Raw genomic sequence first — 26,424 nt, 5'->3', positions numbered from 1 at the left:
ACCTCACCGCTCGACTAGCGCAATGCGCTTGTTGTACCAGTTCATCAGCAGGGAAATGCTGATGCTGATGGCCAGGTAGACGCTCATGGTGATGGTGATCACCTCGATCGCCTGGCCGGTCTGGTTCAGCACCGTACCGGCGAACAGCGAGACCATGTCCGGGTAGCCGATGCCGGCCGCCAGGGACGAGTTCTTGGTCAGGTTCAGGTACTGGCTGGTGAGCGGCGGGATGATCACGCGCAGGGCTTGCGGAATGATCACCAGACGCAGGGTCTTGGCAGCGGGCAGGCCCAGAGAACGCGCGGCCTCGGTCTGGCCGTGGCTGACCGCCTGGATGCCGGAGCGCACGTTCTCGGCGATGAACGCCGCGGTGTACACGGTCAGCGCCAGAGTCAGGGCGATCAGTTCCGGAATCACCACCCAGCCGCCGCGGAAGTTGAAGCCCTGCAGCACCGGCATGCTCCACTGGAAGGGCGCGCCGAATACCAGGGACACCAGGCCCGGAATCACCACCAGCAGCGCCAGGGCGCCGAGCAGCACCGGGAAGCGTTGACCGGTGGATTCACGCTTGGCTTTCGCCCAGCGGGCCATCGCAATGATTGCCACCAGCACCAGTCCCAGGCTGACCAGGAACGGCCAGAAGCCTTCGGCGATGGTCGGCGCCGGCATGTACAGGCCGCGGTTGTTGAGGAAGAAGTGCTCGCCGATGGCCATGCTCTGGCGCGGCCCCGGCATGGGCAGCATCACCGCGAAATACCAGAAGAAGATCTGTAGCAGTGGCGGGATGTTGCGGAAGGTTTCGATGTAGACGGTCGCCAGCTTGCGTACCAGCCAGTTCGGCGACAGGCGCGCTACGCCCAGGATGAAGCCGAGGATGGTGGCGAAGACGATGCCGATAGCCGAAACCAGCAGGGTGTTGAGCAGACCGATGACGAAGACGCGGCCGTAGCTGTGGCTTTCGTTGTAATCGATCAGGTGTTGGGAGATCCCGAAGCCGGCACTTTGCTCGAGGAAATCGAAGCCGGACAGGATGCCGCGCTGTTGCAGGTTGTGCTGGGTGTTCTGGAACAGGTACCAGCCCAGTGCCACGACTGCGACGACGGCGATGATCTGGAATAGCCACGCGCGTGCCTTGGGATCGGTCCAGATCGAACCTTTCGGGGCACGCGGGGCGTTGGCAGGTTTTTGCATGACAGCCCTCTGGGAACCACTGGCCGGCCGGATGGGGGACGGCGGCCAGGGTTCGCGTTGAAACGGAACTCGAACCCGGCAGCCACTTCATGTGGCCGCCGGGAGACGGTCAGCGCACCGGCGGTGCGTACTGCAGACCGCCCTTGTTCCACAGGGCGTTGATGCCGCGGTCGATCTTCAGGTCGCTACCGGCACCGATGTTGCGATCGAAGATTTCACTGTAGTTACCGACCTGCTTGACGATTTGCACCGCCCAGTCCTTCGGCAGCTTCAGGTCCTTGCCGAACTCGCCTTCAGTACCCAGCAGACGGGCAATGTCGGGGTTCTTGGTGGACTTGGCGGTTTCTTCGACGTTCTTCGAGTCGATGCCCAGTTCCTCGGCGTTCAGCATCGCGAACAGCGACCAGCGCACGATGTCGAACCACTCCTCGTCACCCTGGCGTACGGCCGGGCCGAGGGGCTCCTTGGAGATGACTTCCGGCAGTACCACGTACTCGTCCGGGGCAGCCAGCTTGATGCGCTGTGCATAGAGCTGGGACTGGTCCGAGGTCAGCACGTCGCAACGACCGGACTCGAGCGATTTGGCGCTCTCGTCGGAGGTGTCGTAGGTGATGGGGGTGTATTTCAGGTTGTTGGCGCGGAAGTAGTCGGACAGGTTCAGCTCGGTGGTGGTACCGGCCTGGATGCAGACGGTGGCGCCATCGAGTTCCTTGGCGCTGGAAACGCCGAGCTTCTTGTTCACCAGGAAGCCTTGACCGTCGTAGTAGGTCACGCCGGTGAAGTTCAGGCCCATGGCTGCGTCACGGGAGCTGGTCCAGGTGCTATTACGCGAAAGGACGTCGACTTCGCCGGACTGCAGCGCGGTGAAACGTTCCTTGGCGGTCAGCGGGCTGTACTTGACCTTGCTGGCATCGCCGAACACGGCAGCGGCAACAGCACGGCAAACGTCAACGTCGATGCCTTTGTAGTTGCCCTTGCCATCGGCATACGAGAAGCCCGGGAGGCCGTCGCTGATGCCGCATTGTACGAAGCCTTTTTTCTTCACCGCGTCCAGGGTGGCGCCCGCTTGCGCGAAACCGCTGACACCGAGAACGGTTGCCGCGGTCAGCACGGCCAGGGTGGATTTCACCATCTTCATCAAAACCTCCAGTTGCTTTTATTGGTGTTGGAGTCTCGGTCCCACCGCCGTACCCTCGTGAGGCAGGTTCAACCTTTCATGCACTGGAAAAGGTCAACCGGGGTGTCAGACCTAAGGAAGGAGTCTAGTTGGCGCTGCTCCGCTCGCCACCAGACCTTTCCTCGCCCATTGGTCAAATGGGCTGGAGACGGATTGCGCCACCCTTGCACCACGAATGGCACCAGGTGATCGCCTGCAAGGTAGCAACCTGAGTTGCGACCCAACCCGTTGCACGCCAGGGCAAGTGTTACCGAGCCCCGGCGCAAATTTCAGTCTGGTGCTCGTTAGCAAAGGGCGTACCAGCGAGGTGCCAGTAGGCCTATTCCGATAGGTCAATAGGTAAAGTTTTAGCGGTGCGACATCTTTTTCAGTTATCAAACCACCCCTTTGAATGGCATCGCCCCACAACTGTGCAGATGCGCCACAACGGAGCCACACATGAGCGACACACTGATTCTCGAGCCCCCACATCGCGCCGATGCCTGCATCATCTGGCTTCACGGCCTGGGCGCGGATCGCTACGACTTCCTGCCGGTGGCCGAGGCCCTGCAGGAAGCGCTGGGCACCACCCGATTCGTTCTGCCCCAGGCGCCGACCCGCGCGGTCACCATCAATGGCGGCTGGGCCATGCCTTCCTGGTACGACATCCTCGCGATGAGTCCGGAACGCGCCATCAACCAGGCGCAACTGGAGGAATCAGCGGAGCATGTGATGGCCCTGGCGCAGGCGCAGGTCGACGGTGGCATCGAGCCGCGCCGCATCTTCCTCGCCGGCTTCTCACAGGGCGGCGCCGTCGTCCTGCACGCCGCCTTCCTGCGCTGGGCGGAAGAGTTGGGCGGCGTGCTGGCGCTTTCCACCTACGCACCGACCTTCAGCGATGACATGACACTGTCGGATACAAAACGACAACTGCCGGTCCTTTGCTTGCATGGCACTTTCGACGATGTGGTCCCGCCCGCGATGGGCCGCTCCGCCCACGATCGCCTGGCCGCCGCCGGTGTTCCCGTGGAGTGGCGCGACTATCCGATGGCCCACGAAGTACTGCCGCAGCAGATCCGCGACATCGGCACCTGGCTGGTGAAGCGGCTGCACAGCTGATCTCCAACCCTTCAGTACAAGAAGTGACCATGGCCCAGACCTCAGCTCCGCCCATTGCCAACCTGCGCGATATCGAAGAACTCGAACGTCTTTCGCTGGAACAACGCGGCATGCCGGACAGCACCTACGAGCTGATCCGCCGCAGCGCCGAACGCAACCCGAGCAAGCGCGCCATGACCTTCCTGCTCCAGGGGGACGCTGAGGAGACACCTGTCGAGGTGACCTATGGGGAGCTGCTGGCGCGGGTGACCCAGGCCGCCAATGCCTTCCACCATCTGGGCGTGCGGCCGGGCAAGGCGGTGTCGTTCCTCCTGCCGAACCTGCCCCATACGCACTTCACCATCTGGGGCGGGGAAGCGGCTGGGGTGGTTAATGCCATCAATCCCTTGCTGGAGCCGGAGCACATCGCCGAGCTGATCCATGCGGCCGACTCCAAGGTGCTGGTGACCCTGGCGCCGTTCCCCGGTACCGACCTCTGGGGCAAGGTCGCCAGCCTGCGTGATCGCCTGCCGGAACTGGAGGCCATCGTCACAGTCGACCTGGCCAACCTGCTGCCCGAGCCGCAACGCAGTGCCATCAAGGCCCAGCGTGGTGCGTTGCCGGAAGGCGTACTGGATTTCGACGAGTTGCTTGACCGCTTCCCCGCCGACCACCTGCAAAGCGGCCGCGTGATCGCACCGGATGACGTCGCGTCCTACTTCCACACCGGCGGTACCACCGGTACGCCCAAGTTGGCACCCCACAGCCACCGCAACGAAGTGGCCATGGCGATGATCCTCGCCTACGCGATCAACCTGGGGAAGGGCGACAACACACTGTGCGGCCTGCCGTTGTTCCACGTGAATGGCGTGATGGTCACCGGCCTCGCACCGATCTTCGCGGGTGCCGAGTTCCTTATTGCCACGCCCCAGGGCTATCGCAATACGCGGCTGATCCAGAACTTCTGGAAAGTCATCGAACGTTATCGGGTGAGCTTCTTCAGCGGCGTGCCGACCATCTACGCTGGCCTGTTGCAGGTGCCCAGCGAGGGCCATGGCTTGTCCAGCCTGCGCTACGCCTTGTGCGGCGCAGCGCCCATGCCGGTGGAGCTGATTCGCCAATTCGAAGCCAAGACCGGCCTCAGGCTGATCGAAGGCTACGGACTGACCGAAGCCACCTGTGGTACCTGCGGCAATCCGGCCCACGGTGAGCGCCGGCCGGGTTCCATCGGTATGCGCATGCCCTATTGCCAGGTGAAGATCGCGGTGCTCGATGAACAGGGCCAGTACCTGCGGGATGCCGCGCTCGATGAGATCGGTAACCTCTGCGTGCGTGGCGTGACCGTGTTCAAGGGCTATCTGCAGACGAGCAAGAACAAGGACATCTGGGTCGATGGCGATTGGTTCAACACCGGCGATCTCGGTCGCATGGATGTCGACGGTTACATCTGGCTGACCGGCCGCAGCAAGGACCTGATCATTCGCGGTGGACACAACATCGATCCGCAGATGATCGAGGAAGCCCTGCATCGACATCCCGCCGTCGCCATGGCCGCGGCCGTCGGCAAGCCGGACGACAAGGTCGGCGAGTTGCCGGTCGCCTATGTGCAGCTCAAGCCCGGCGCAGTTGCCAGCGAAGCCGAGTTGCTGGCACACGCGGCGCAGCATGTGCCCGAGCGTGCCGCGGTGCCCAAGGATGTCTGGATCATCGACGCGATTCCGGTGACCGCAGTGGGCAAGACCTTCAAGCCGGCGCTTCGCTTCGACGCTACCCGCCGCGTGCTGGAAGGCGTGCTGGGGGCCATCGCCCCGGGCGTGCGGGTGGAAGTGGTGAATGATGATCGCCACGGGCAGGTCGCCGAGATTCGCGCACCGGGGTTGGATGAGCCCTTGCGGGCGCAACTGGAAGCCCGCATGGCGGGCTATTCGGTGAAATTCCGCCTGATGGCTTGAGGCCATCTATACTGCCCACAGAAGGCCGCCTCAGGGCGGCCTTCTGGTCACTGCGCCATTCAGATTTCGCGTCTCACGCTCCGGGCTGTTAACGAGGCGTTTTTCGTGCGCCCAGAAAACTGTTGCGAAATTGTGGCGAACATCAGGAATTGTCGCGTTCCTTACCGATATCAGGCCGCCCGTCGGCCCAACTTTTGGCGGGCATTGCCAGACTAAAAGTGCGGGAATACTGTCGCACTGGGTTAACAACTGAGACAGGGATCGTTAGCGGTGTCGTCCGCTTCGACTGCCATCCGAGGCCGTTGCAGCCATGAAGCATGTCCACTGGCAAAAAGACATGGCCCTGTTGGGCCGACTGCGTCTGTTCCAGAACGTCACCGCGAACAACCTCGAGCTGTTGCTCAAGGAGTTCCGCGCCTGCGACCTGGACGCCGGCGAGATCGTGCTGAGTCCGTTCAATCGCAACCAGTACCTTTATCTCGTCGTGAGCGGGCGGCTGAAGGTCTACCTTGGTTCCCTGGACAATAACCCCGTCAGTTCGATCGAACCGGGCGAGTGTGCCGGCGAGATCAGCTTCATCGACAACGACCATCCTTCGGCCTACGTGGTCGCCGCGGAACCCACCACCGCATTGCGCCTGCACCGGCAATCGCTGGTCAGTCTGTTCCAGCAGTCGCCGCAATTGATGCAGAACCTGCTGGAACTGCTGTGCGACCGTGTGCGCCAGGGCAATCGGATCATTCTCGATACCGAGCAGAACGCGAAGATCGACACCCTGACCGGGCTCTTCAACCGGCGCTGGCTGGAACAGATCTACCAGCGCGAAAGCACGCGCTGCTCCTTCAACGAGCAGCCGATGTCGATGCTCATGCTGGATGTCGACCACTTCAAGTCATACAACGACCACCATGGGCATCTGGCGGGCGATTACGCGCTTTGCCTGGTGTCCCACACGCTGCGCAATCAGCTGCGGCCCAAGGACAGCATGGCGCGCTATGGCGGCGAGGAATTCGTCATCCTGCTGCCCGAGATGGGCTGCGAAGAGGCCCGCACCATCGGTGAGCGGCTGCGGACCAGCCTGGAACAGATCCCGTCCTTCTATTCACCGCTGGGCGTATTGCCGGGCGTGACCATCTCCATCGGCCTGGCGGAAATGCAGCGCCCGGACAGTCTGCAGGGCATGATTTCGCGGGCCGACAACGCGCTTTACCAGGCCAAGCAGGATGGGCGTAACCGGCTGAACGGCTGATTTCGGTCCTGCATTACATTTCCGCTTCTTTCAAACGCCTGTTTGCTAGAGTCCGTTCACTACAAGACAGCCGGAAGCTGGACATGCGCAAACTCCTGATCGCTTTGCTTTTGCTGGTGGCCGTTGGCCTGGGGATCTTCTTCTACCTGCCGGGTTTCCTCGACCGTGAAATGAATACGGTGGCTGCGCCGCCGCCTTATCACGCCTCCGACGAGGCCGAGAAACTGCACAAGACCCTGTTCGTTGCCGACCTGCACGACGATGCCCTGTTGTGGAACCGCAACCTGCTGGAACGCCATGATTTCGGCCATAGCGACCTGCCGCGCCTGCTCGAAGGCCACGTAGGCCTGCAGGTGTTCTCCACCGTCACCAAGACGCCGCGCGGCCTCAACTACGAGCGCAACGGTTCGGACACCGACGACATCACACTCCTGGTCATGGCCCAACGCTGGCCGCGCGCGACTTGGCACAGCCTGCTGGAGCGCGCCCTCTATCAAGGCAAGAAGCTGGAAGAGGCCGCTGCCGGCAGCCAGGGCAAGTTGACCCAGGTGCGCAGCCGCGAAGACTTCTCCCGGTTCCTCGCGGCGTGGGAGAAGGACCCGAACCAGGTGGCCGCCATCCTGGCGACCGAGGGCCTGCACCCCTTGGAGGGCAAGCTCGAGAACGTCGACCGCATGTACGACGCGGGCTTCCGCATCATGGGACTGACCCATTTCTTCGATAACGAGGTCGGTGGTTCCGCCCATGGCCTGGAGAAGGGCGGCCTGACCCCCTTCGGCCGCCGGGTGATCGCTCGCCTGGAAGAGAAGAAGATGCTGGTGGACCTGGCCCATGCGTCCCGCGCGCTGATCGACGACGTGTTGAATATGGCCGAGCGTCCGGTGCTGGTGTCCCACACTGGTGTCGAAGGCACCTGCCCGGGTACCCGCAACCTCACCGACGCGCATATCCAGCGCATTGCCGCTACCGGTGGGGTGATCGGCATCGGCTACTGGGACACTGCAGTCTGCGAAACCTCGGTGAAAGCCATCGTCAAGGCCATTCGCTATGTCGCCGACAAGGTGGGCGTGCAGCATGTAGCGCTGGGTTCCGACTTCGACGGTGCAGTGCACACGCCGTTCGACACCAGCGGCCTTGCGCAACTGACCCAGGGCCTCAAGGACGCCGGATTCAACGAGGCTGATATCGCCCTGATCATGGGCGGCAACGTTCGCCGACTGCTGCTGGAGTCCCTTCCTTAAACCAAGTCAAGCCCTTGAATGCCCGCAGCTCTTCGCCCTGCGGGCATCTTGCTTTACACTGGCGGCCGTTCATTCCTTAATCAATCGACGAGACCACCGTGCTCAAAGCACTCAAGAAGATTTTCAGCAAGGGTGAAGAGCCGCAGGCCGGCCCCACCCCAACCGCTCCAGCCCCCGCCCGTACCGACAAGGAAGAGCGTCCGGCCAAACCGAAGAAAGCGCCTCGCGAAGCAGGCGAAAAGGCCGAAGGCTCCAGCGAACGCGCTCCCCGTGGCGAGAAAAAGCCCCGCAGCGACAAGCCCAAATCCGACAAACCGCGTCGTGAGCGTCCGGCCAAGGCCGCGGCTCCGGCGAGCACCTGGAAGCTGGAAGACTTCGTGGTGGAGCCTCAGGAAGGCAAAACCCGCTTCCATGACTTCAACCTCGATCAGAGTCTGATGCATGCCATCCACGATCTGGGTTTCCCCTATTGCACCCCGATCCAGGCGCAGGTCCTCGGTCATACCCTGAAGGGCAAGGACGCAATCGGACGCGCCCAGACCGGCACCGGCAAGACCGCCGCCTTCCTGATTTCCACCATCACCCAGCTGCTGCAGACCCCGCCGCCTAAAGAGCGTTATATGGGTGAGCCGCGTGCGCTGATCATCGCGCCGACCCGCGAGCTGGTGGTACAGATCGCCAAGGATGCCCAGGCCCTGACCAAGCACAGCGGCCTGACCGTGATGAGCTTCGTCGGCGGCATGGACTTCGACAAGCAGCTCAAGCAACTGGAATCGCGCTTCTGCGACATCCTGGTCGCCACCCCCGGCCGTCTGCTGGACTTCAACCAGCGCGGCGAAGTGCACCTGGACATGGTCGAAGTGATGGTGCTGGACGAAGCCGACCGCATGCTGGACATGGGCTTCATCCCGCAAGTGCGCCAGATCATTCGCCAGACCCCGCACAAGGGCGAACGCCAGACCCTGCTGTTCTCCGCCACCTTCACCGAAGACGTGATGAACCTCGCCAAGCAGTGGACCGTCGACCCGGCCATCGTCGAGATCGAGCCGGAGAACGTCGCCAGCGAGACCGTCGAACAGCACGTCTATGCCGTGGCTGGCAGTGACAAGTACAAGCTGCTCTACAACCTGATCGCCCAGAACGACTGGACCCGCGTCATGGTCTTCGCTAACCGTAAGGACGAGGTTCGCCGTATCGAGGAACGCCTGACCAAGGACGGCATCAGCGCCGCCCAGATGTCCGGCGACGTGCCCCAGCACAAGCGCATCAAGACCCTGGAAGGCTTCCGCGAAGGCAAGATTCGCGTGCTGGTGGCGACCGACGTTGCCGGCCGTGGCATCCACATCGACGGCATCAGCCACGTGATCAACTTCACCTTGCCGGAAGATCCGGACGACTACGTCCACCGCATTGGCCGTACCGGCCGCGCGGGCGCCACTGGCACTTCCATCAGCTTCGCCGGCGAGGACGATGCCTTCGCCCTGCCGCCGATCGAGGAACTGCTGGGCCGCAAGATCAATTGCGAAATGCCCCCCACCGAACTGCTCAAGTCGGTGCCGCGCAAGCATCACTGAGATCGAGTGGAATGAAAAAAGGCGAAGCCAGGTGCTTCGCCTTTTTCTTTGGGGGCGAGATGGAGCATGGGAGACCTGCGGTCATCCTTGGCGAATGAATTCGCCCCTACAGGAATGGTGCCGTGATTGGACCTCGCTCGGACGGCTCCCTCTCCCTCCGGGAGAGGGCTGGGGTGAGGGGGATGCCGGCGGACGCGGTGCCATTCCATTTCGCGAATGAATTCGCCCCCACAGAAGGCGCGCCTGCTCGGACGGTCCGGTGCGGGCTGGGGGAGAGGGCCTCTACAGCGCCCCTGCCTTCTTCCACGCCAGGTAACGGCTGACCAACTCAGGTCCCAGCTCGCTGGGGCGGGCGTCCAGCACCGGGACGCCGTGGGCCGCCAGGCGTTCATGCAGGCTGTTGCGGGCGTTCAGGTAGTTCACCGTACCGCAATAGGCGAGCGCATCATCGAAGCCCTGGACGGGGTTATGGCGCAGGTTGTCGAGGACTTCCTCACGCAGGCTGACCACCAGCAGGCGGTGCTGGCGACCCAGGCGCTTCACCGCGCTGAACAGTTCGGCGTCGTCCTCGTCGCGCAGGTTGCTCACCAGGACCACCAGGGCGCGGCGACGCTGGCGTGCCAGCAGCGCGTCCGTGGCAGCGCTGTAGTCGGCTGGGCGCAGGGTGCTGTCCAGGTCGTAGACGCCATTGAGCAGCACATTCAGCTGCGCTGGCCCCTTCACCGGCGCCACGAAGCGGTCGCGTTCGGCGGCGAAGGTCGACAGACCAACCGCATCACCCTGGCGCAGCGCCACATAGCTGAGCAGCAGGCTGGCGTTGAGGGCGTGGTCGAAGTGCGAGAGATCACCGTCCTGGCTGCGCATGCGTCGGCCGCAGTCGAGCAGGAAAACGATCTGCTGGTCACGCTCGTCCTGGTATTCGCGGGCGATGGGCGTGCGCTTGCGGGCCGTGGCTTTCCAGTCGATCTGGCGCAAGGTGTCGCCGTCGCGGAATTCCCGAAGTTGGTGGAATTCCAGGCCCAGGCCGCGGCGCGGGCGCTGACGCACGCCGAGCTGGCTTAGCCAGTCGTCCACAGCCTTCAGCTGCGCACCGTAGAGGCGCGCGAAGTCCGGGTAGACACGTGCTTCGCCGGGCAAGTCGAGCACGCGCTTGTGCCGCCACAGGCCCAGCGGACTGGGCAGTTGCACTTCGCAGGCAGGGAAGTGGAAGTGACCGCGCTTGAGTGGTCGCACGCGATAACCGAAGTCGGTGTGCTCCCCGGGGTGCAGCGCCACACGCTGGGGCAGCGGCTCGAACTCCATGGCGGCTGGCACCTGGTCGAACAGGTCGATCTCCAGGGAGCGTCCATAGCCGTGATGGAGGCTCAGTCGGACATCGCTCCAGCGTCCGAGCGCCAGGTTGCCAGGGAGCTTGCGCTCCAGCTGCGGCGACGGCAGGCGGCGCAGCCAGACGAAATCCACCACGCAAAGGAGGACGAGGGCGCAAAGCAGCCCCCACCAGAGAACGCCCAACTGGTCGGGCAGGCCAACGCCCAGCGCCGGTAGGGCGCCGAGCAGCAGGGCCAGGCCGAAGAGCGTGGCCACCAGCGCCAACAGTGCGCGGGACGGCTTCATAGGCGTGGCGCCGGTACCTGGTCGAGGAGTTGCTGGAGCACCTGGTCCACTGACAGGCCTTCGATATCCAATTCCGGCGACAGGCGCACGCGGTGGCGCAGTACCGCCAGCGCACAGCCCTTGATGTCGTCCGGCAGCACGAAGTCGCCACCGCGCAACAGGGCGCGAGCGCGGCCGCCGCGCACCAGGGCAATGGAGGCACGTGGGCCGGCGCCCATGGCCAGGCCCGGCCAGCTGCGGGTGGCGCGGGCCAGGCGCACGGCATAGTCGAGCACCTGGTCGTCCACCGGCAGATCACTGGCGATCTTCTGCAAGGCCATGACGTCGCGGGCTTGCAGCAGCGTGCGCAGCGGCGCCACTTCGAGCATGTCGGCGCGAGGCGAGCGGGTGACCTGGCGCACCAGGCTGAGCTCTTCGTCGGCGGCCGGATAATCCATGCGCAGCTTGAGCATGAAACGGTCCAGCTCGGCTTCCGGTAGGGGATAAGTGCCTTCCTGCTCGATGGGGTTCTGTGTCGCCAGCACCAGGAAAGGCTGCGGCACCGGCAGGGCACGGCCTTCCAGGGTGACCTGGCGCTCCTGCATCACTTCCAGCAGCGCGGCCTGGGTCTTGGCCGGGGCGCGGTTGATTTCGTCCGCCAGCAGCAGGTTGGTGAACACCGGGCCTTTGCGCAGCTTGAACTGCTCGCTCTGCATGTCATACACGGCATGACCGGTGACGTCGCTGGGCATCAGGTCGGGGGTGAACTGGATGCGCGAGAACTCGCCGCCGAAGCAGCGGGCCAGGGCGCGGACCAGCAGCGTCTTGCCGAGGCCCGGCACGCCTTCCACCAGCACGTGGCCGCCCGCCAGCAATGCGGTGAGCACGTCGTCGATCACGGCGACCTGGCCGACCACGGCCTTCTGCAGTTCCAGGCGCAACGCCTGGGCCAACTGGCTGGCGCGCTGGCGCTGGACGGCGGCCGAGGGGGCGGAAGCGCTGCCTGCTTCGGTTTGCGACGGGTCGGAAATCTGTTCGCTCATAGGGCATTCCTGAGTGTTTGCAGGTGGGCGACCTGGCGGGTGAAGTCGGTGGCGGTGAGCCGTTGCTTGGGCAGCGGCCGCATGGCCTGGCTGACTGCGCTGGGCGGCAGGCGGGTCAGGCGGCCCAGCACCTGCCACTGCTCGGCCACGGGCAGTCGTTCGAATCCGGGGTGGCGATGGCGGGCGCGGCGCTGGATATCACGTTGCAGGCCTTGCAACAGGCTGGCCTGGCCGCTGCGGCGAAGCAGGAAGTCAGCGCTACCGCGCAGGTGTTCTTCCAATTGCCGGCGTGCACGGTTAGCCGGGGCCTGCAGCGGCCCCTGGCGTTGGCCAACGTGCCAGAGCAGCAGGACGATGAGCAGGGCCAGGGCCACCAGTGCTTCGGGGAAGTTCTGCCCGAGCAGCGTGGCCAGGCTGTCGCGTTCTGCGCGGTAAAGCAGGGTGACGGTGCTGTCCTGGGTGAGATACCAGAGCAGCCAGGCGTTGTCGTACTCGTCGATATCGCGGTTCTGCCAGATCCAGCCGTCGGTGAGCACGGTGACCAGGCCGTCGCCGTGGTCCAGTTGCAGCATGTGCGTGGCCTTGGCGCTGTTGGCCCAGGCGTGGGCGCGGTTCTGGCTGTCGTAGAGGTGGAACTCGGGGTCGAAGCTGGCGTAGGCCGGCGCTTGTTCATTTTCCAGATAGAGCTTGGTCAACTCCGGGAAGGGGTCTTCCTCGGCGGGCTCCTGTTCGTCCTGGGAAGAGGCGGCAGTCTCGGCCGGCTCGTCGGTGTGAGTGTCGTCAGGCGTCTCGGGTTCAGTAGCCGTATCTTCTTTCAGGTCCTTGGCTTCGTGCTGCTGGATGCCCAGTCGGTCCGCCAGTAGATCGCCGCTCTTGCCGTCGTCTTCGTCGTAGATTCGCTCGGCGATGAACAGCAGATGCCCGCCCTTGCTCGTCCACTCCAGCAGGCGATCGGCCTGGCGCGGCGTCATGCGCGAGCGGCCGCCGAGCAGCAGCAGGCTGTGGCCTGCGCTGGGCAGGTTGTCGAGTACTTCCAGACCGTCCGCCCGCGCCACTTGCAGGCCCTGTTTGCGCAGGAAGTGTTCGGCCGCGAGGTACGGATTGCCCAGCACTTCGGGCGCCGGGCCGTGTTCGACGGTGTCCTGATAGGGCTGCAAACGCCCGCCGATCTGGATCGCCAACAGGCCCAGCAGCAGGGCCAGGCCGGCGCCAATGAGAAAGCGCAGGCGCGGTTTCATGTTGCGGCTCCGGCGGCGAACAGGCGACGCCAGCCATCGCAGAGACCCTGGCGCAATTCGGCGGCGGGCAGGCGGTGGCCGTAGGCGAGGTTCTGCCAGTGCCCGGTGAGCGCCTGGCTGAAACCTTCCAGTTCGATGTTGTCCAGGCGGCGCACCAGTTGCAGCACTTCACCTTCGGTATGGGATTGCCTGAGTGGCAGGCGGAAGTCATGCAGCAGGCGGCTCAGCAGGGCGCGGTAGAGCAGGCCGAGGGCTTCGCGGGGCTGGCTGGCCCAGAGGCGTTCGGCTTCCGCAGCGACATCGTCAGGCAGACTCTCCGGCGCCAGCTCCAGTCCGAACAGCACTGAAGGCGCTTCACGCGTGCGGCGTTGGGGCAGACCCAGGCGGCCGGCGAAGGTGCTGATCCAGTCACGATAGCGCCAGAGCAGCAACGCAACGAGGCTGATCAGCGCACCCCAGAGCAGCACCTTGATGACCAGGGCGAGGGTGTCCAGGCTCTTGGCGTACTCGGCCAGCTTGAACAGGTTGCGGATGAATTCGGCCCAGCCTTCGACGTCTTCGGGCTTGGGATCCTTGTCAGCGGCTTCTTCGCCCAGGCGCCAGCGAGTGACGGTTTCCCGGTTTTGGAAGGGCGGGCTGTCCAGCAGGGCACTGATGTGTTCCTTTGCGGTCTTGCCGGTCAGCGCCTGGTGGGTGAGGCGTTCGGCATCGGGGCCTTCGAGGAAGGCCTGGGGCGCCAGGCAAAGGGCCGGCGCGTCGTCCGCCATGGCCGGTTGCGGCAGCTGGCTGAGCAGCAGGCCGAGCCCCAGCAGCAACGCGTAGGCAGTGCCGGTCAGGCGCTGACGCATGCGACGGAACTGGAGTTCGATGTCCCAACCTTCGAGGGACGTGCGGCGGTTCAGGTACAGGGTGAAGCCGCAGGCGACGTACACCGGCCCCCAGATCATCAGCACCAGGACGTAGAGGCTGTTGGACAGGTGTTCCAGCCAGAGCCATTCGCCGGAGGCCATTTCCAGGAGCTTCTGCCAGTCCCAGTCGATCGCCACCTGCTGAGGCAGCATCAGGTAGAGCAGGGTGACGAGGCCAAACCAGAGGGCGGATTCCAGGTGGATGCCGATCACCGTCAGCCAGGTGGCACCGCCTGCGTTGCGCTGCCCCAGCACGACCAGGCGCTGGCTGCGCGCCTGTCCGGAAAGGCCTTCCAGCTGAAGTACCGGCAGGTCGAAACTGCGAGTGGTGCTGAGGCGCCGCCAGGTGAGGCTGGCGAGCAACTGCGGCTTCAGTAGTCGCGGATACGCGCGCAGTGCTTCGCCGAGGGTCGGCGTGTCGCCGAACAGGGCGCGGGAGAGGATGTACAGCGGCAGTCGTTCGTAGGCGGGCTTCAGCAGCCAGAAGAGGAAGACCGCCAGTCCGGGGTAGTTCCAGCAGACCAGCGTGAGCAGAGCGAACACCGGTAGGGTTACCAGCGCCCAGCTGGCCATCAGCAGGCCGGCGTGACGGCGCGCCAGCAGTACGCCGAGGTCCATGGCCTCCCAGGCACTGCGGGGGCGGATCGCGACGCTGGCGTCAGTCAGGCGCATGAGTCCTCCTGCCCACCAGCCCGAAATAGAGTGCGACCAGCAGCCAGAGGCCCGCACCCACCCTGTACTTCACCTGAGGCGTCACCAGGGTCATCGACGACCAATAGGCCTCGACGAACGCTGCGATCACCAGCAGCAGTATCACGCCAGCGACCAGTTGCACGCTGCGTGCGCCGGCTAGGCGCAGCGCTTCGCCACGCGGCAGGCGGCCTGGAGCGAGCAGGGCCCAGCCCAGTTGCAACCCGGCGGCACCGGCGAAGGCGATGGCGGTGAGTTCGAAGGCACCATGGCCAATGACGAAGGACCAGAAGGTTTCACCGAAACCGACCTGGGTCAGGTGCCCAGCCACAGCGCCGATGTGCAGGCCGTTGAACAACAGGAAGAACAGGCTGCCAACGCCGAAGAGCAGGCCGCCGGCATAGGTCTGAAAAGCGATGCCGATGTTGTTCATGATGTAGTGGCCGAACATCATCCAGTCGTCCCCCGAGTCCCGCTCGCTCATGGGGCCGATACGCCGCGCATCCGGGTCGTACATGGACTCCATCGACGACACCTGCTCCGGATCCAGCACGCTGTAGACCAGGTCCGGCCAGTTGTGTACCAGCAGACCCATCAACAGCAGGCTGCCGTAGAACAGCAGGCTGGCGGCGGCGATGCTGCGCCACTGGCTGCGCACCAGACGCGGGAATCCACCCAGGAGGAAGCCCAGCAGGCGCGCGCCGAGGTGGCTGCGGTGGCGGTAGAACTGCTGGTGGCCGCGCATCGCGAGCTGTTGCAGATGCTCCACCAGGTGGCTGCTGTAGCCGCGCTCCTGGGCCAGCGCCAGTTGCTGGCAGACCTGTCGGTAGTCGGCGGAAAAGCTTTCGCAGGCACGGGCATCGGCCTTGCCACGTTCGAGGCGGTCAAGCAGGTCGGCGAAGGCTTTCCAGTCTGTCTGGTGCTGGCGTTCGAAGAGATTCTGTTTCATGGCGAACTCGGTCCCAGCAGGCCCCGGGCGATGCCGTTGATGCGAGCCTGGGCCTGTTCCGCCGATACGTTCAGCGGCGCGGCGAGGATGCCTGCGAGCTCTGCACGTCGGGCCGGCGACAGGTCGGACTGGCGTTCGGCGAAGCCCAGCAGGGCACGCTGGTCGGCGAGGGTCAGGTCGAAGGGGGCGCGCTCGGGCGCGGCCTCCGGCAGTTCGGGACGTTGGGTCTGCTCGTCGCGATAGACCACCAGGCTGCCGGCGGCAATGTCGCCCAGGCGCTTGAAGGTAGGGTGCAGGAGGCAGCTGAGGGCGCCCAGGGTGTAGGCGAAGGGCAGCAGGTCGACGAAGCGCAGCAGGTTGCGCACTAGCGAGGCCGACCAGCCGACGGGGGTGCCATCGTCATGCACGACCCGCAGGCCCATGACCTGTTTACCGGGAGAGCGGCCCTGGTTGAGCACTTCGAACAGCACCATGTACCACCAGTTGAGCAGGAACATGAGGATCAGGCCGAGACCGAAACCGAGCTGGCCGAGCAGGGCCAGGGCGATGAACAGCACCAGCATGATAGCGCCGCGGATGGCCAGGTCGATGGCATAGGCAAGGGCACGTGGCAGCAGGCCGGCCGGTCGCAGGACCAGGTCGATGCCTTCCGGTGTTTCCACCTGGTAGCGGGTGTCCAGCGGTTGGGCCTGGGAATCGACAGGTGGGGAACTGGCTCGGATTGCGGGCATCGGCTGGGCGCCAAGGGGAAAGCCCGATGCTAGCGAGCGGCCGGTATCCAGGCAACCTGGCGGCGAGGACTCAGCCCGCATGCTGTGAAAGATGTGGAGTTTTCGACAGGGCGCATGGCGCGCGGGTGCGTGCGCGAAGTGCGAAAGGCGCGGGCATGGGGCAGTCCTTGGCGGGGCGGTCGTCCAGTGGCGGCGATTCTAGGCACGCCGCAAACCACCCAGCAAGGCGGTCAATGGCGAAGTTTCCCCGTCTGTTCAGCGCCGTTGCCGCCTACCCGCCGGTGATAGACTGCCCAGCTCATGAAAAAGGGGGACGCCGTGACATCCAGCATTTTCTGGCACGACTACGAAACCACCGGCATCAACCCGCGCTGCGACCGTCCGCTGCAGGTAGCCGGCATTCGGACCGACGAGGCGCTCAACGAAATCGGCGAGCCGATCAACCTCTACTGCAAGCCCAGCGACGACATCCTGCCCCATCCGGCCGCCTGCCTGGTCACCGGGATCCTGCCCGGTACCCTGGAAGCGAAAGGACTGGGTGAGGCCGAATTCATGCACCGCGTACATGCCGAGCTCGCCCTGCCGGGCACCTGTGGCGCCGGCTACAACTCCCTGCGCTTCGATGATGAAGTCACCCGCTACAGCCTCTATCGAAACTTCCATGACCCTTACGCCCGCGAATGGCAGGGCGGGAACAGCCGCTGGGACCTGATCGACCTGGTGCGCACCGCATACGCGCTGCGGCCGGAGGGCATCGAGTGGCCGCAACAGGACGGGCGCGTCAGTTTGCGCCTGGAACTGCTGACTGCGGCCAACGGCATCGACCATGGCCAGGCCCACGATGCGCTTTCCGACGTCCGCGCGACCATCGCCCTGGCGCGCCTGCTGCGCGAGCGTCAGCCGAAGCTGTTCGACTATCTCTATCAGCTGCGTAGCAAGCACAAGGTCCAGGAGCAGGTGCGCCTGCTGCAACCTCTGGTGCACATCTCCGGGCGCTTTTCCGGTGAACGTCACTACCTGGGGGTGGTGCTACCCCTTGCCTGGCATCCGCGCAATCGCAATGCACTGATCGTGCTGGACCTGCAGTCGGAGCCGGGCCCGCTGCTCGAACTGGATGCGGAAGTCCTGCGCCAGCGCCTCTATACCCGGCGCGATGACCTGGCTGAAGGTGAGCTGCCGGTGCCGCTGAAGTTGCTGCATATCAATCGTTGTCCGGTAGTCGCGCCCCTTGCGGTGCTGCGCGAAGCTGATCGGCAGCGCCTCGGCGTTGATCTGGAACTCTGCCAGCGTCGTGCCGAGTTGCTCGCCACGCAGGCCGCCATCTGGCAAGAGAAGTTGCCGGTTATTTACGCGGAAGAAGAATTCGCGTCGGTGGATGATCCGGAGCAGCAGTTGTATGACGGATTCCTCGGTGACCGGGATCGTCGACTGTGCGAACAAGTGCGGCGCGCCGATCCGCAACGTTTGTCCCGCGAGAATTGGCCATTCGACGACCCGCGCCTGCCGGAGTTGCTGTTCCGTTACCGCGCCAGAAACTTCCCTGAAACTTTGTCGGATTCCGACCGCTCGCGATGGGAGGCGTTTTGCAGGAATCGGCTGAATAGCCCGGAATACGGGGCGCCTAATACCCTGGAGAGTTTTTTCAAGGCACTGGATGAGTTCCAGCTCAATGCCGAGCCCGCACAACAGGCGGTGTTGCTGGAGTGGCGTCGATATGCCACGGAACTGAGGAATCGCTATCAGTTGTGAAAATACCCCGGGTATTTCCGGGGTTTACTCGCGCCAATAAAAAACGCCAGCAGATGCTGGCGTTCTTTATTGCTGAAGGCTTAGCCCAGGATGGTGGCCCAGCTTTCAACGGCGTCGGCGCCCCACTTGGCTTTCCACTCTTTCAGAGTCTTGTGGTTGCCGCCTTTGGTTTCGATGACTTCACCGGTGTTCGGGTTCTTGTACTGCTTGACCTTGCGGGCGCGCTTGCTGCCGCCACCAGCGGCCTTGGCGGCGCGGGGAGCCTTGGCGGAGCGGGCATCGGGGTCGAGCAGGGCAATGATGTCGCGCAGGGATTTCTGATATTCGCCCATCAGGGTGCGCAGTTTGCCTTCGAACTCAAGTTCTTTTTTCAGCTTGTCGTCCTGGGACAGGTTCTTCAGGCGCTCCTGGAGCTCCTTGATGGCTTCTTCCGTTGCCCGGTATTCGTTGATCAGCGACATGTCGGCGTCCCTTGTTGGAATCTACGTTGACTTGCGATTGCGAAGTGTCATCAATAATAGACAGCGATTATCTGCAAGTAAATAAGCAGGAAAACTTTTGTACGCATTGTCGGTGACTTCTTCTTTCATACTAGTCCGCTGGTCGTTCAAGTGCGTAATTGCGCTTCGTACACTCGCTATATCGATGTCGGCTTTCGCCCCTTAGTTGTGCGTTGGGTTTTCTTCCCGATGGCGGGCAATCCGCTGGAAGCCACGTGGTTACTGAAGTTTTTGTGCGTACTGGCTAGAATGGCCGCCTTCGTGAAGTCTCTGGAGTGTTCCCAAATGCGCACATTTCGTCTGGTGATTGCCTGTCCGGACGGCGTCGGCATCGTAGCCAAGGTCAGTAACTTCCTGGCTACCTACAACGGCTGGATTACCGAGGCCAGCCATCATTCGGATAATCAGAGCGGCTGGTTCTTCATGCGCCATGAAATCCGTGCCGATTCCCTGCCTTTCGATCTGGATGGTTTCCGCCAGGCGTTCGCGCCCATCGCTCGTGAGTTCGCCATGGACTGGCGGGTGACTGACTCCGAGGTGAAGAAGCGCGTCGTGCTGATGGCCAGTCGCGAGTCCCACTGCCTGGCCGACCTGCTGCACCGTTGGCACAGCGGCGAACTGGATTGCGAGATCCCCTGCGTGATCGCCAACCACGACGACCTGCGCAGCATGGTGGAATGGCACGGTATCCCTTACTTCCACGTGCCGGTGGACCCGAAGAACAAGCAGCCGGCCTTCGATGAGGTTTCGCGCCTGGTGGAAGAGCACAACGCCGATACCGTCGTGCTTGCCCGCTATATGCAGATCCTCCCGCCGGAGCTCTGCCAGCGTTACGCCCACCAGGTGATCAACATCCATCACAGCTTCCTGCCGTCCTTCGTGGGCGCCAAGCCTTACCATCAGGCATCGCTGAGGGGCGTGAAGCTGATCGGCGCCACCTGCCACTACGTCACCGAAGAGCTGGACGCCGGTCCGATCATCGAGCAGGACGTGGTGCGCGTGACCCATCGCGACAGCGTCGAAGACATGGTTCGCTTCGGCAAGGACGTGGAAAAGATGGTGCTGTCCCGTGGGCTACGCTATCACCTTGAAGACCGGGTGCTGGTGCACGACAACAAGACCGTCGTGTTCAACTGACGACCTTGGCGGGCATCCGCTCCGGTCAACCGGAAGCGGAGCCCGCCCATGCTCAAGTCGATCAAGGTGCGCGACTGCATGACGCGCCACCTGGTGACCTTCAGGTCCGACACCGATCTTCTCCTCGCCATCGAGCGGCTGCTGGAGCACCGGATATCCGGTGCTCCCGTGGTGGACTCCCAGGGCCATCTGATCGGCATGCTTTCGGAAGGCGACTGCTTGCGCGGCATCCTTTCCTGCACCCATGACGAGGCTGCGATTGGCAGTGTCAGCGGATGCATGTCCGCCCAACTGGAGACCGTCTCTCCCGACGCTGACATCGTCGATGTCTGCCAGCGTTTCCTGCGCGATAAGCGACAGCGTTTCCCAGTCGTCGAAGAAGGGGTGCTGATCGGCCAGGTCAGTCGTCGCGATGTGTTGCTTGCCGTGAAAGGCTTTGCCCGGCATGACCCTGAACAACCCCCGGAAGTCTGAGGATTACCCCATGGCTGACCCGCGTGACCGAGCCACCTCCAGCCCGCCGCCCACCCTTGGCGAAGGCTGCGTACGACGCTATGACCCCGATGAGCTGAGCGAGGAGAACGGCACCGAGTTCCCCGGTGCGGCGGAGTTGTGGCGAAAGACGCAGGAAGAGGAAGAAACGAAGAAGGCGCCCTAGGGCGCCTTTCTTGGCTTTGGTGCTAGTGGGATTCCCCTCTCGCCATCCTGCACGATCTGCTCCCTCTGGGAGAGGGCTGGGGTGAGGGGCGCCGGAATGGCAGGGAGTCGACCTGGTTCCGTAGGGTGGATAACGCTCTTTTTATCCACCATCGGCGTCATGCCGAACGACGATTGGTGGACCGGAAAAGCGTGGTCCACCCTACGCAGGCCTGTCTCTTTCTCTGGCTCCGGTCCGGCGTCAGATCCGGAAACTCCCCACCAGCTGCTGCAGGCGCGCGGCCTGCTGGTCCAGGTCGGCACAGGCGCGCAGGGTCGCCTGGAGGTTTTCCACGCCTTCCTGGTTGAGGGTGTTGATCTCGGTGATGTCCATGTTCAGCGAGTCGACCACGGCGGTCTGTTCCTCGGTGGCGGTGGCCACCGACTGGTTCATACCGTCGATCTCGCCGATGCGATGGGTCACGCTGCCCAGGCGCTCGCCGGCCTGGTTGGCGATTTCCACGCTCTGCTCGCTGTAGCGCTGGCTCTCGGTCATGGTGGTGACCGCCTCGCGCGCACCGACCTGCAATTCCTCGATCATCTGCTGGATTTCCTGCGCCGACTCCTGGGTGCGATGGGCCAGGTTGCGCACCTCGTCGGCCACCACGGCGAAGCCACGACCGGCTTCACCGGCGCGGGCGGCTTCGATGGCGGCGTTGAGCGCCAGCAGGTTGGTCTGTTCGGAGATGCCTTTGATGACTTCGAGGATCTGGCCGATGTTCACCGTCTTGCTGTTCAGCGTCTCGATGTTGCCGCAGGAGGCACGAATCTTTCCGGACAGCTCGTTCATCGCGGAGATGGTGCGCTCCACCACCTGGCGGCCATCTTCGGCGAGGGTGCGCGCGGAGGACGCCTGATTCGAGGCGTCGGCGGCGTTGCGGGCGATTTCCTGGGCGGCGGCGCCGAGCTCGTTGATCGCGGCGGCGACGCTGTTGGTGCGGTTGGCCTGCTCGTCGGAGTTGCTCATGGACGAGTTGGAGGCGTTGAGCACCAGTTTGGCGACCTGATTGACCTGATTCGTGGCCGAAGACACTTCGCGGATCGAACTGTGGATACGCTCGAGGAAACGGTTGAAGGCGCTGGCCAGCTCGCCGAACTCATCCTGGGTGTGAATCGCCAGGCGGCGGGTCAGGTCGCCTTCACCCTGGGCGATGTCCTGCATGGCGCGACCCATGATGTGCAGGGGTTGCATCAGCACGCGGATCAGCATGCCGAGCAGGATCATGATGATCACCACGGCGATCACGGTGGCGATGATGGCCGACGCGCGGAACTCATTGAGCATGCTGTAGGCCTTGTCCTTGTCCACCGAGACGCCGATGTACCAGTTCACCGAGGGCAGACCTTTAACCGGGGCGAAGGTGAGGATGCGCGTGGTGCCGTCCACTTCGACTTCGCTGAAGCCGGTGCTGATGGCGGGCGTGTTCTGCGGATAGATGTCCCGCAGGCTCTTCATCACCAGGTCCTTGTTCGGATGCACCAGGACCTTGCCGTCGGCGCTGACCAGGAAGGCGTAGCCCATGCCGTCGAAGTCCAGCGCATTGATGATCTGCACCAGTGTCTGCAGGCTCAGGTCGCCGCCCGCGACGCCGAGGGACTGCACCGGCGTGGCGATGGTCATGATCAATTGACCGGTTGCCGCATCCACGTAGGGTTCGGTGAGGGTGGTGCCGCCGGCGCTCTTGGCGCCCTGGTACCAGGGGCGGGTGCGCGGGTCGTAGCCCTCGGGCATGGCGCTATTCGGGCGCATGGTGAACTGCCCGTCTTGCGTGCCGAAGTAGGTGAACGCGAAAGTCGAGCTCAGTGCCCGCTGTTGCAGCAGTGAAGGTACGGCATCGGCTGAAGGGTTGGCTGCAAGGGATTCGGCCACACTTTCCACCAGCAGAATCCGGCCCGAAAGCCAGTTCTGGATATTGCTGGCGGTGACATCGCCCATTTCCTGCAGATAGTTTTCCAGATCGTCTCGGAGCGCATTCCTTTGCAAGTAATCGTTGTACAGGGTGAACAGCGAGAAGGCTGCAATGACCACCAGCGAGGCGGCGAGCAGAATCTTGTGGCTGAACCTGAGGTTTTTGATCATGTTTGCTTGCGTCCGGTTGGGTCAGGCACCAGTCTTCATGGCACGTGAGTGCTGAAAAACTGAGTAGAAACGTCGGTTTATATATCGGCGGGAATCAATGAAAGCTTTAACCGAGGAAGGCGAAATGCCCGATCAAAACTCCCTGATTCTCGGCGCTGACCCCCAGGGCAATGCCGTCTCACAGGCCATGAAGCTGGCCAATCGCCACGGACTGATCGCTGGCGCCACCGGCACCGGTAAAACGGTGACCCTGCAGCGCCTGGCCGAAGTCTTCAGCGATGCCGGTGTGGCAGTGTTCGCGGCGGATATCAAAGGCGATCTCTGCGGCCTTGGTGCAATGGGTAATCCCCAGGGCAAGGTGGCCGAGCGCATCGCCTCCATGCCCTGGCTTGGTCATCGGCCCCAGGCTTACCCGGTAACCCTATGGGATGTTGCCGGGCAGTCCGGCCATCCGCTACGCACCACCCTCAGCGAGATGGGCCCGCTATTGCTGGGCAATCTGCTGGAGCTGACCGACAGCCAGCAGGCCGCGCTGTATGCCGCCTTCCAGGTCGCCGACCGCGAAGGCCTGCTGCTGCTCGACCTGAAGGACCTCAAGGCGCTGCTCAACCATCTCAAGGATCACCCGGAACTGCTGGGAGAGGACCGGGCCCTGTTCGCTGGCGCCTCCGCCCAGGCGCTCCTGCGACGCCTGGCCACCCTGGAACAGCAGGGCGCCGAGGCGCTGTTCGGCGAGCCGGCACTGCAACTGGAGGACATCCTCCAGCCGGACCGCGACGGCCGTGGGCGCATCCATCTGCTGGACGCCAGTCGTCTCGTCCATGAGGCGCCCAAGGTCTATGCCACCTTCCTGCTCTGGCTGCTGGCCGAACTCTTCGAGCAATTGCCGGAGCGTGGCGATGCCGACAAACCCGTGCTGGCGCTGTTCTTCGATGAAGCGCACCTGCTCTTCGCCGGTACCCCGAAGGCCCTGCAGGAGCGCCTGGAGCAAGTGGTGCGGCTGATCCGTTCCAAGGGTGTTGGCGTGTATTTCGTCACCCAATCTCCCAGCGACCTGCCGGATGACGTACTCGCGCAACTCGGTTTGCGCATCCAGCATGGCCTGCGCGCATTCACCGCCAAGGAACAGAAGTCGCTGCGCGCAGTGGCCGATGGTTTCCGCCCGAATCCCGCGTTCGACGCATTGAGCGTGCTCACTGAGCTGGGCATCGGCGAGGCGTTGGTGGGGACCCTGGAAGAGAAGGGCACCCCGGCCATGGTCCAGCGTGTAGCCATCGCACCGCCTCAGTCACGCATCGGCCCACTGAATGACAGCGAACGCGCCGCGCTTGTGCGAAGTTCGCCCCAGGCCGGTCGTTACGACAAGCCGATCGATCGTGAGTCCGCCTATGAAATGCTCACCGCCCGTGCGGCCCAGGCACCCGCCGAAGAGCCGACACAGAAGGGCAGCAAGGCGCAGGCCAGCCCACCTGGTATGGGAGATCTTGCCGGTGAGTTGCTGGGCTCCTTCGCCAGTCAGGCGATGAAGACCGCGGTGCGCCAGGCGGCCAACCAGCTCGGCCGGCAACTCGTGCGTGGCCTGATGGGATCGTTGTTGGGTGGCAGCAAGCGCCGTTGAACGGACCTGATTGTGGGAGCGAATTCATTCGCGAATGAATTCGCTCCCACAGAAATGAAAAAGGGCGCCACAAGGCGCCCTTTTTCATGCTCGTCCGAATCAGACGATGAAGGTGATGGCCAGCCAGAAGAGGGCGGCGGACAACACGATCGTGGTCGGCAGGGTGAGCACCCAGGCCATCAGGATGTTGCGCACGGTGCCACCTTGCAGGCCGCTCTTGTTGGCGACCATGGTGCCGGCGACGCCGGAAGACAGCACGTGTGTGGTGGACACCGGCAGGCTGTAGACGTTGGCGAGACCAATGGCGCAGGCCGCGGTGATCTGCGCGCTCATACCCTGTGCGTAGGTCATGCCGTGCTTGCCGATCTTCTCGCCGACGGTCCGCACCACGCGCTTCCAACCCACCATGGTGCCGATGCCAAGGGCCAGAGCCACGGCCAGGATCACCCAGAACGGCGCATATTCGGTGGTGGCGGTGAGGTCCTTGCGCAGCTTCTCCAGGTCGGCCTTTTCGCGGGCCGGCAGTTCGGAGAGCTTGCCTACCTTCTTCGCGGTGTCGTCCAGGCAGAGCAGGTAGCGGCGGACTTCCACGCGGGTTTCGTCACTCAGGTCACGGTAGTTGGCCACGCCGTTGAGGCTGTTGAGCAGGGCGGCGATGGTCGGCTCGGTCTGCTTGGGATCGCAGCGATAAAGCTGCGGCATCTCGCTGCCATTGCTCTTGCCTAGCGCCAGCATCTCGCCGAGGGTGTCGGTATGACGCTGGTAGAACTGGCTCAGGTGGGTCGCCGCGTCGCGGGTACGCTCGATCTGGTAAGTGGTGCTGTTCAGGTCCAGCACGAACTTGGCCGGCACGATACCGATCAGCACCAGCATGATCAGGCCGATGCCTTTCTGGCCGTCGTTGGAACCGTGCACGAAGCTCACGGCCATGGCGGAAAGCACCAGCACCAGGCGGTTCCAGAAGGGCGGGTGCTTCTTCTCGTCCAGTTCCTTACGGGTTTCCGGCGTCTTGTGCATCTTCGACAGCGGATACAGCCACTTCAGGCTGAGCAGCACCAGGGCAGCGACCAGGAAACCGGCTGCCGGCGAGAAGATCAGCGACAGGCCGATATCGATGGCCTTGCCCCAGTTCACGCCTTCGGCGAGAGGAACGTCGGTCAGGACGGCGTTGGCCAGGCCGACACCGAGGATCGAACCGATCAGGGTGTGGGAGCTGGAAGCCGGAATACCGAAGTACCAGGTGCCCAGGTTCCAGGCGATGGCCGCGGTGAGCAGGCTGAACACCATGGCCAGGCCATGGCCGGTGTTGACATTGATCAGCAGTTCCACGGGCAGCAGGTGGACGATGGCATAGGCCACGCCGACGCCGCCCAGCAACACACCGAGGAAGTTGAAGACTCCCGAAAGGAACACCGCCCGGTAGGGCGACATGGCCTTGGTGTAGATGACTGTGGCCACCGCGTTGGCGGTGTCATGGAAACCGTTGATGAACTCGAAGGTCAGGACGAATGCCAGGGCGAGACAGAGGCTCAGCACCAGCCAGGCATCTAGCCCGCTGAAGAGATCGAACATGAAGGTTTTGTGACTGAGGTCATGAAGGGGCCGCGATTATGCCAGAAAACCGGTCGTCGCCCAGTCCCTGACGCCGAGCGGCTTCCGAGGTTCCCTACTGAAGTTGTCGCAAATCAATACGAGCGATTCTCCCGGCGGGCGGGGTGCGACAATCTGTCAGGGTTCCTCTCGCAACTCTTTCTCGATCTTTTCCAGCTCTCTTTCAAAGCTCTTGTCGAGCAGGCTGGGTTTCTTACGCCAGGGCTTGCGCTCGGGGTCCCTTTGCGCAGCGTAGGTGGTTACTTCGCCACCGTATACATCCTTGTAACGTTGCGCCTGGCGCTCGAGTTCGGCGCGCAGTTCGTCTTTCGTCACGTGGTTAATCCATCTCTCTGATTAATGGTCTTCAGCTGCAGCGAGTGATCTAGAGGCTTCAGCCTCCTTGGCGTCGGTCACCCGGTAGAGGCCGTCGATGCGACC

The 26,424-nt window shown here is 63.6% G+C and carries 22 protein-coding genes; 10 read left to right on the top strand and 12 right to left on the bottom strand.

All coding sequences use genetic code 11. From position 1 onward, the window contains the following. Nucleotides 1-3: 3 nt before the first annotated feature. Nucleotides 4-1,191 (bottom strand): amino acid ABC transporter permease, encoded by a 1,188-nt coding sequence (locus tag MnOB_RS04750; RefSeq protein ID WP_077522534.1) that lies wholly within the window; start codon nucleotides 1,189-1,191, stop codon nucleotides 4-6. A 109-nt stretch (nucleotides 1,192-1,300) separates the two neighbouring features. Further along, complete coding sequence (locus MnOB_RS04745) at nucleotides 1,301-2,329, bottom strand: amino acid ABC transporter substrate-binding protein (RefSeq protein WP_077522532.1); 1,029 nt, start codon at nucleotides 2,327-2,329, stop codon at nucleotides 1,301-1,303. 477 nt (nucleotides 2,330-2,806) lie between these two features. On the opposite strand from MnOB_RS04745, the gene MnOB_RS04740 reads away from it, so the two are divergent. The 5 genes from MnOB_RS04740 (at nucleotide 2,807) to rhlB (ending at nucleotide 9,461) form a co-directional block, all read left to right on the top strand. After that, on the top strand, nucleotides 2,807-3,466 hold the full coding sequence (locus MnOB_RS04740; protein ID WP_077522530.1) for an alpha/beta hydrolase: 660 nt from the start codon (nucleotides 2,807-2,809) through the stop codon (nucleotides 3,464-3,466). 29 nt (nucleotides 3,467-3,495) lie between these two features. Beyond that, the gene (locus tag MnOB_RS04735) at nucleotides 3,496-5,397 is read left to right on the top strand and encodes an acyl-CoA synthetase (RefSeq protein WP_077522528.1); all 1,902 of its coding nucleotides are present in this window, start codon (nucleotides 3,496-3,498) and stop codon (nucleotides 5,395-5,397) included. A gap of 310 nt (nucleotides 5,398-5,707) precedes the next feature. Next, nucleotides 5,708-6,646, top strand: a complete 939-nt coding sequence (locus tag MnOB_RS04730) for a GGDEF domain-containing protein (protein ID WP_077522526.1) — start codon at nucleotides 5,708-5,710, stop codon at nucleotides 6,644-6,646. An 83-nt stretch (nucleotides 6,647-6,729) separates the two neighbouring features. Further along, nucleotides 6,730-7,887 (top strand): dipeptidase, encoded by a 1,158-nt coding sequence (locus tag MnOB_RS04725; protein WP_077522524.1) that lies wholly within the window; start codon nucleotides 6,730-6,732, stop codon nucleotides 7,885-7,887. 98 nt (nucleotides 7,888-7,985) lie between these two features. Next, nucleotides 7,986-9,461, top strand: coding sequence for an ATP-dependent RNA helicase RhlB (gene rhlB / locus MnOB_RS04720; protein ID WP_077522522.1), 1,476 nt, complete (start codon nucleotides 7,986-7,988; stop codon nucleotides 9,459-9,461). Between the two features lie 282 nt (nucleotides 9,462-9,743). On the opposite strand, the gene MnOB_RS04715 is transcribed toward rhlB, so the two are convergent. The 6 genes from MnOB_RS04715 to MnOB_RS04690 are packed head-to-tail and all read right to left on the bottom strand — an operon-like array spanning nucleotide 9,744 to nucleotide 16,613. Then, the gene (locus MnOB_RS04715; RefSeq protein WP_077522520.1) at nucleotides 9,744-11,075 is read right to left on the bottom strand and encodes a DUF58 domain-containing protein; all 1,332 of its coding nucleotides are present in this window, start codon (nucleotides 11,073-11,075) and stop codon (nucleotides 9,744-9,746) included. Then, nucleotides 11,072-12,097, bottom strand: coding sequence for an AAA family ATPase (locus tag MnOB_RS04710; RefSeq protein ID WP_077522518.1), 1,026 nt, complete (start codon nucleotides 12,095-12,097; stop codon nucleotides 11,072-11,074). Before MnOB_RS04710 ends, MnOB_RS04715 begins: the two co-directional genes overlap by 4 nt. After that, a complete protein-coding gene (locus tag MnOB_RS04705) occupies nucleotides 12,094-13,335 on the bottom strand; it encodes a DUF4350 domain-containing protein (RefSeq protein WP_077522516.1) in 1,242 nt (413 codons plus the stop codon). The genes MnOB_RS04710 and MnOB_RS04705 overlap by 4 nt, the downstream gene beginning before the upstream one ends. After that, nucleotides 13,332-14,915: a DUF4129 domain-containing protein gene (locus tag MnOB_RS04700; protein ID WP_077522514.1), complete on the bottom strand. Its 1,584-nt coding sequence runs from the start codon at nucleotides 14,913-14,915 to the stop codon at nucleotides 13,332-13,334. The genes MnOB_RS04705 and MnOB_RS04700 overlap by 4 nt, the downstream gene beginning before the upstream one ends. Further along, nucleotides 14,902-15,882: a stage II sporulation protein M gene (locus tag MnOB_RS04695; protein WP_077522732.1), complete on the bottom strand. Its 981-nt coding sequence runs from the start codon at nucleotides 15,880-15,882 to the stop codon at nucleotides 14,902-14,904. The genes MnOB_RS04700 and MnOB_RS04695 overlap by 14 nt, the downstream gene beginning before the upstream one ends. Beyond that, nucleotides 15,879-16,613, bottom strand: a complete 735-nt coding sequence (locus MnOB_RS04690) for an RDD family protein (protein ID WP_077522512.1) — start codon at nucleotides 16,611-16,613, stop codon at nucleotides 15,879-15,881. Before MnOB_RS04690 ends, MnOB_RS04695 begins: the two co-directional genes overlap by 4 nt. Nucleotides 16,614-16,931: 318 nt before the next feature. Between MnOB_RS04690 and sbcB the strand changes: the two genes are divergently transcribed. Further along, on the top strand, nucleotides 16,932-18,362 hold the full coding sequence (gene sbcB / locus MnOB_RS04685; protein WP_077522730.1) for an exodeoxyribonuclease I: 1,431 nt from the start codon (nucleotides 16,932-16,934) through the stop codon (nucleotides 18,360-18,362). 80 nt (nucleotides 18,363-18,442) lie between these two features. Here the strand turns inward: sbcB and mvaT are convergent, their stop codons facing one another. Continuing rightward, a complete protein-coding gene (mvaT, locus tag MnOB_RS04680) occupies nucleotides 18,443-18,823 on the bottom strand; it encodes a histone-like nucleoid-structuring protein MvaT (protein WP_077522510.1) in 381 nt (126 codons plus the stop codon). Between the two features lie 324 nt (nucleotides 18,824-19,147). Here mvaT and purU point away from each other — a divergent pair, with 324 nt between their 5' ends. Genes purU through MnOB_RS28990 form a run of 3 tightly spaced genes read left to right on the top strand, consistent with a single transcriptional unit; the run spans nucleotide 19,148 to nucleotide 20,657 of the window. Then, nucleotides 19,148-19,999: a formyltetrahydrofolate deformylase gene (purU, locus tag MnOB_RS04675; protein WP_077522508.1), complete on the top strand. Its 852-nt coding sequence runs from the start codon at nucleotides 19,148-19,150 to the stop codon at nucleotides 19,997-19,999. Nucleotides 20,000-20,047: 48 nt separating this feature from the next. Beyond that, the gene (locus MnOB_RS04670) at nucleotides 20,048-20,473 is read left to right on the top strand and encodes a CBS domain-containing protein (RefSeq protein WP_077522506.1); all 426 of its coding nucleotides are present in this window, start codon (nucleotides 20,048-20,050) and stop codon (nucleotides 20,471-20,473) included. A gap of 10 nt (nucleotides 20,474-20,483) precedes the next feature. Then, entirely contained in the window at nucleotides 20,484-20,657 is a 174-nt protein-coding gene (locus tag MnOB_RS28990; protein ID WP_199824473.1) for a hypothetical protein, read from the top strand. Nucleotides 20,658-20,897: 240 nt separating this feature from the next. On the opposite strand, the gene MnOB_RS29770 is transcribed toward MnOB_RS28990, so the two are convergent. Continuing rightward, nucleotides 20,898-22,775 carry a methyl-accepting chemotaxis protein gene (locus tag MnOB_RS29770; protein ID WP_077522504.1) on the bottom strand — a complete coding sequence of 626 codons (1,878 nt, stop codon included), beginning with the start codon at nucleotides 22,773-22,775 and terminating at the stop codon, nucleotides 20,898-20,900. A gap of 124 nt (nucleotides 22,776-22,899) precedes the next feature. Between MnOB_RS29770 and MnOB_RS04660 the strand changes: the two genes are divergently transcribed. Further along, nucleotides 22,900-24,393: a helicase HerA-like domain-containing protein gene (locus MnOB_RS04660; protein WP_077522502.1), complete on the top strand. Its 1,494-nt coding sequence runs from the start codon at nucleotides 22,900-22,902 to the stop codon at nucleotides 24,391-24,393. Nucleotides 24,394-24,492: 99 nt separating this feature from the next. Here MnOB_RS04660 and MnOB_RS04655 read toward each other — a convergent pair whose 3' ends face one another. Together MnOB_RS04655 and MnOB_RS04650 are read right to left on the bottom strand one after the other, a co-directional pair. Next, the gene (locus MnOB_RS04655; protein WP_077522500.1) at nucleotides 24,493-25,965 is read right to left on the bottom strand and encodes an inorganic phosphate transporter; all 1,473 of its coding nucleotides are present in this window, start codon (nucleotides 25,963-25,965) and stop codon (nucleotides 24,493-24,495) included. Between the two features lie 156 nt (nucleotides 25,966-26,121). Further along, nucleotides 26,122-26,319, bottom strand: a complete 198-nt coding sequence (locus tag MnOB_RS04650) for a hypothetical protein (RefSeq protein WP_077522498.1) — start codon at nucleotides 26,317-26,319, stop codon at nucleotides 26,122-26,124. Nucleotides 26,320-26,424: the final 105 nt, after the last annotated feature.

The organism is Metapseudomonas resinovorans (assembly GCF_002003485.1).
In the GTDB taxonomy this organism is placed as follows: Bacteria; Pseudomonadota; Gammaproteobacteria; order Pseudomonadales; family Pseudomonadaceae; genus Metapseudomonas; species Metapseudomonas resinovorans_D.
The sequence above is the reverse complement of the archived record's forward strand: the minus strand, read 5'-3'. Positions and strand labels throughout refer to the sequence as shown.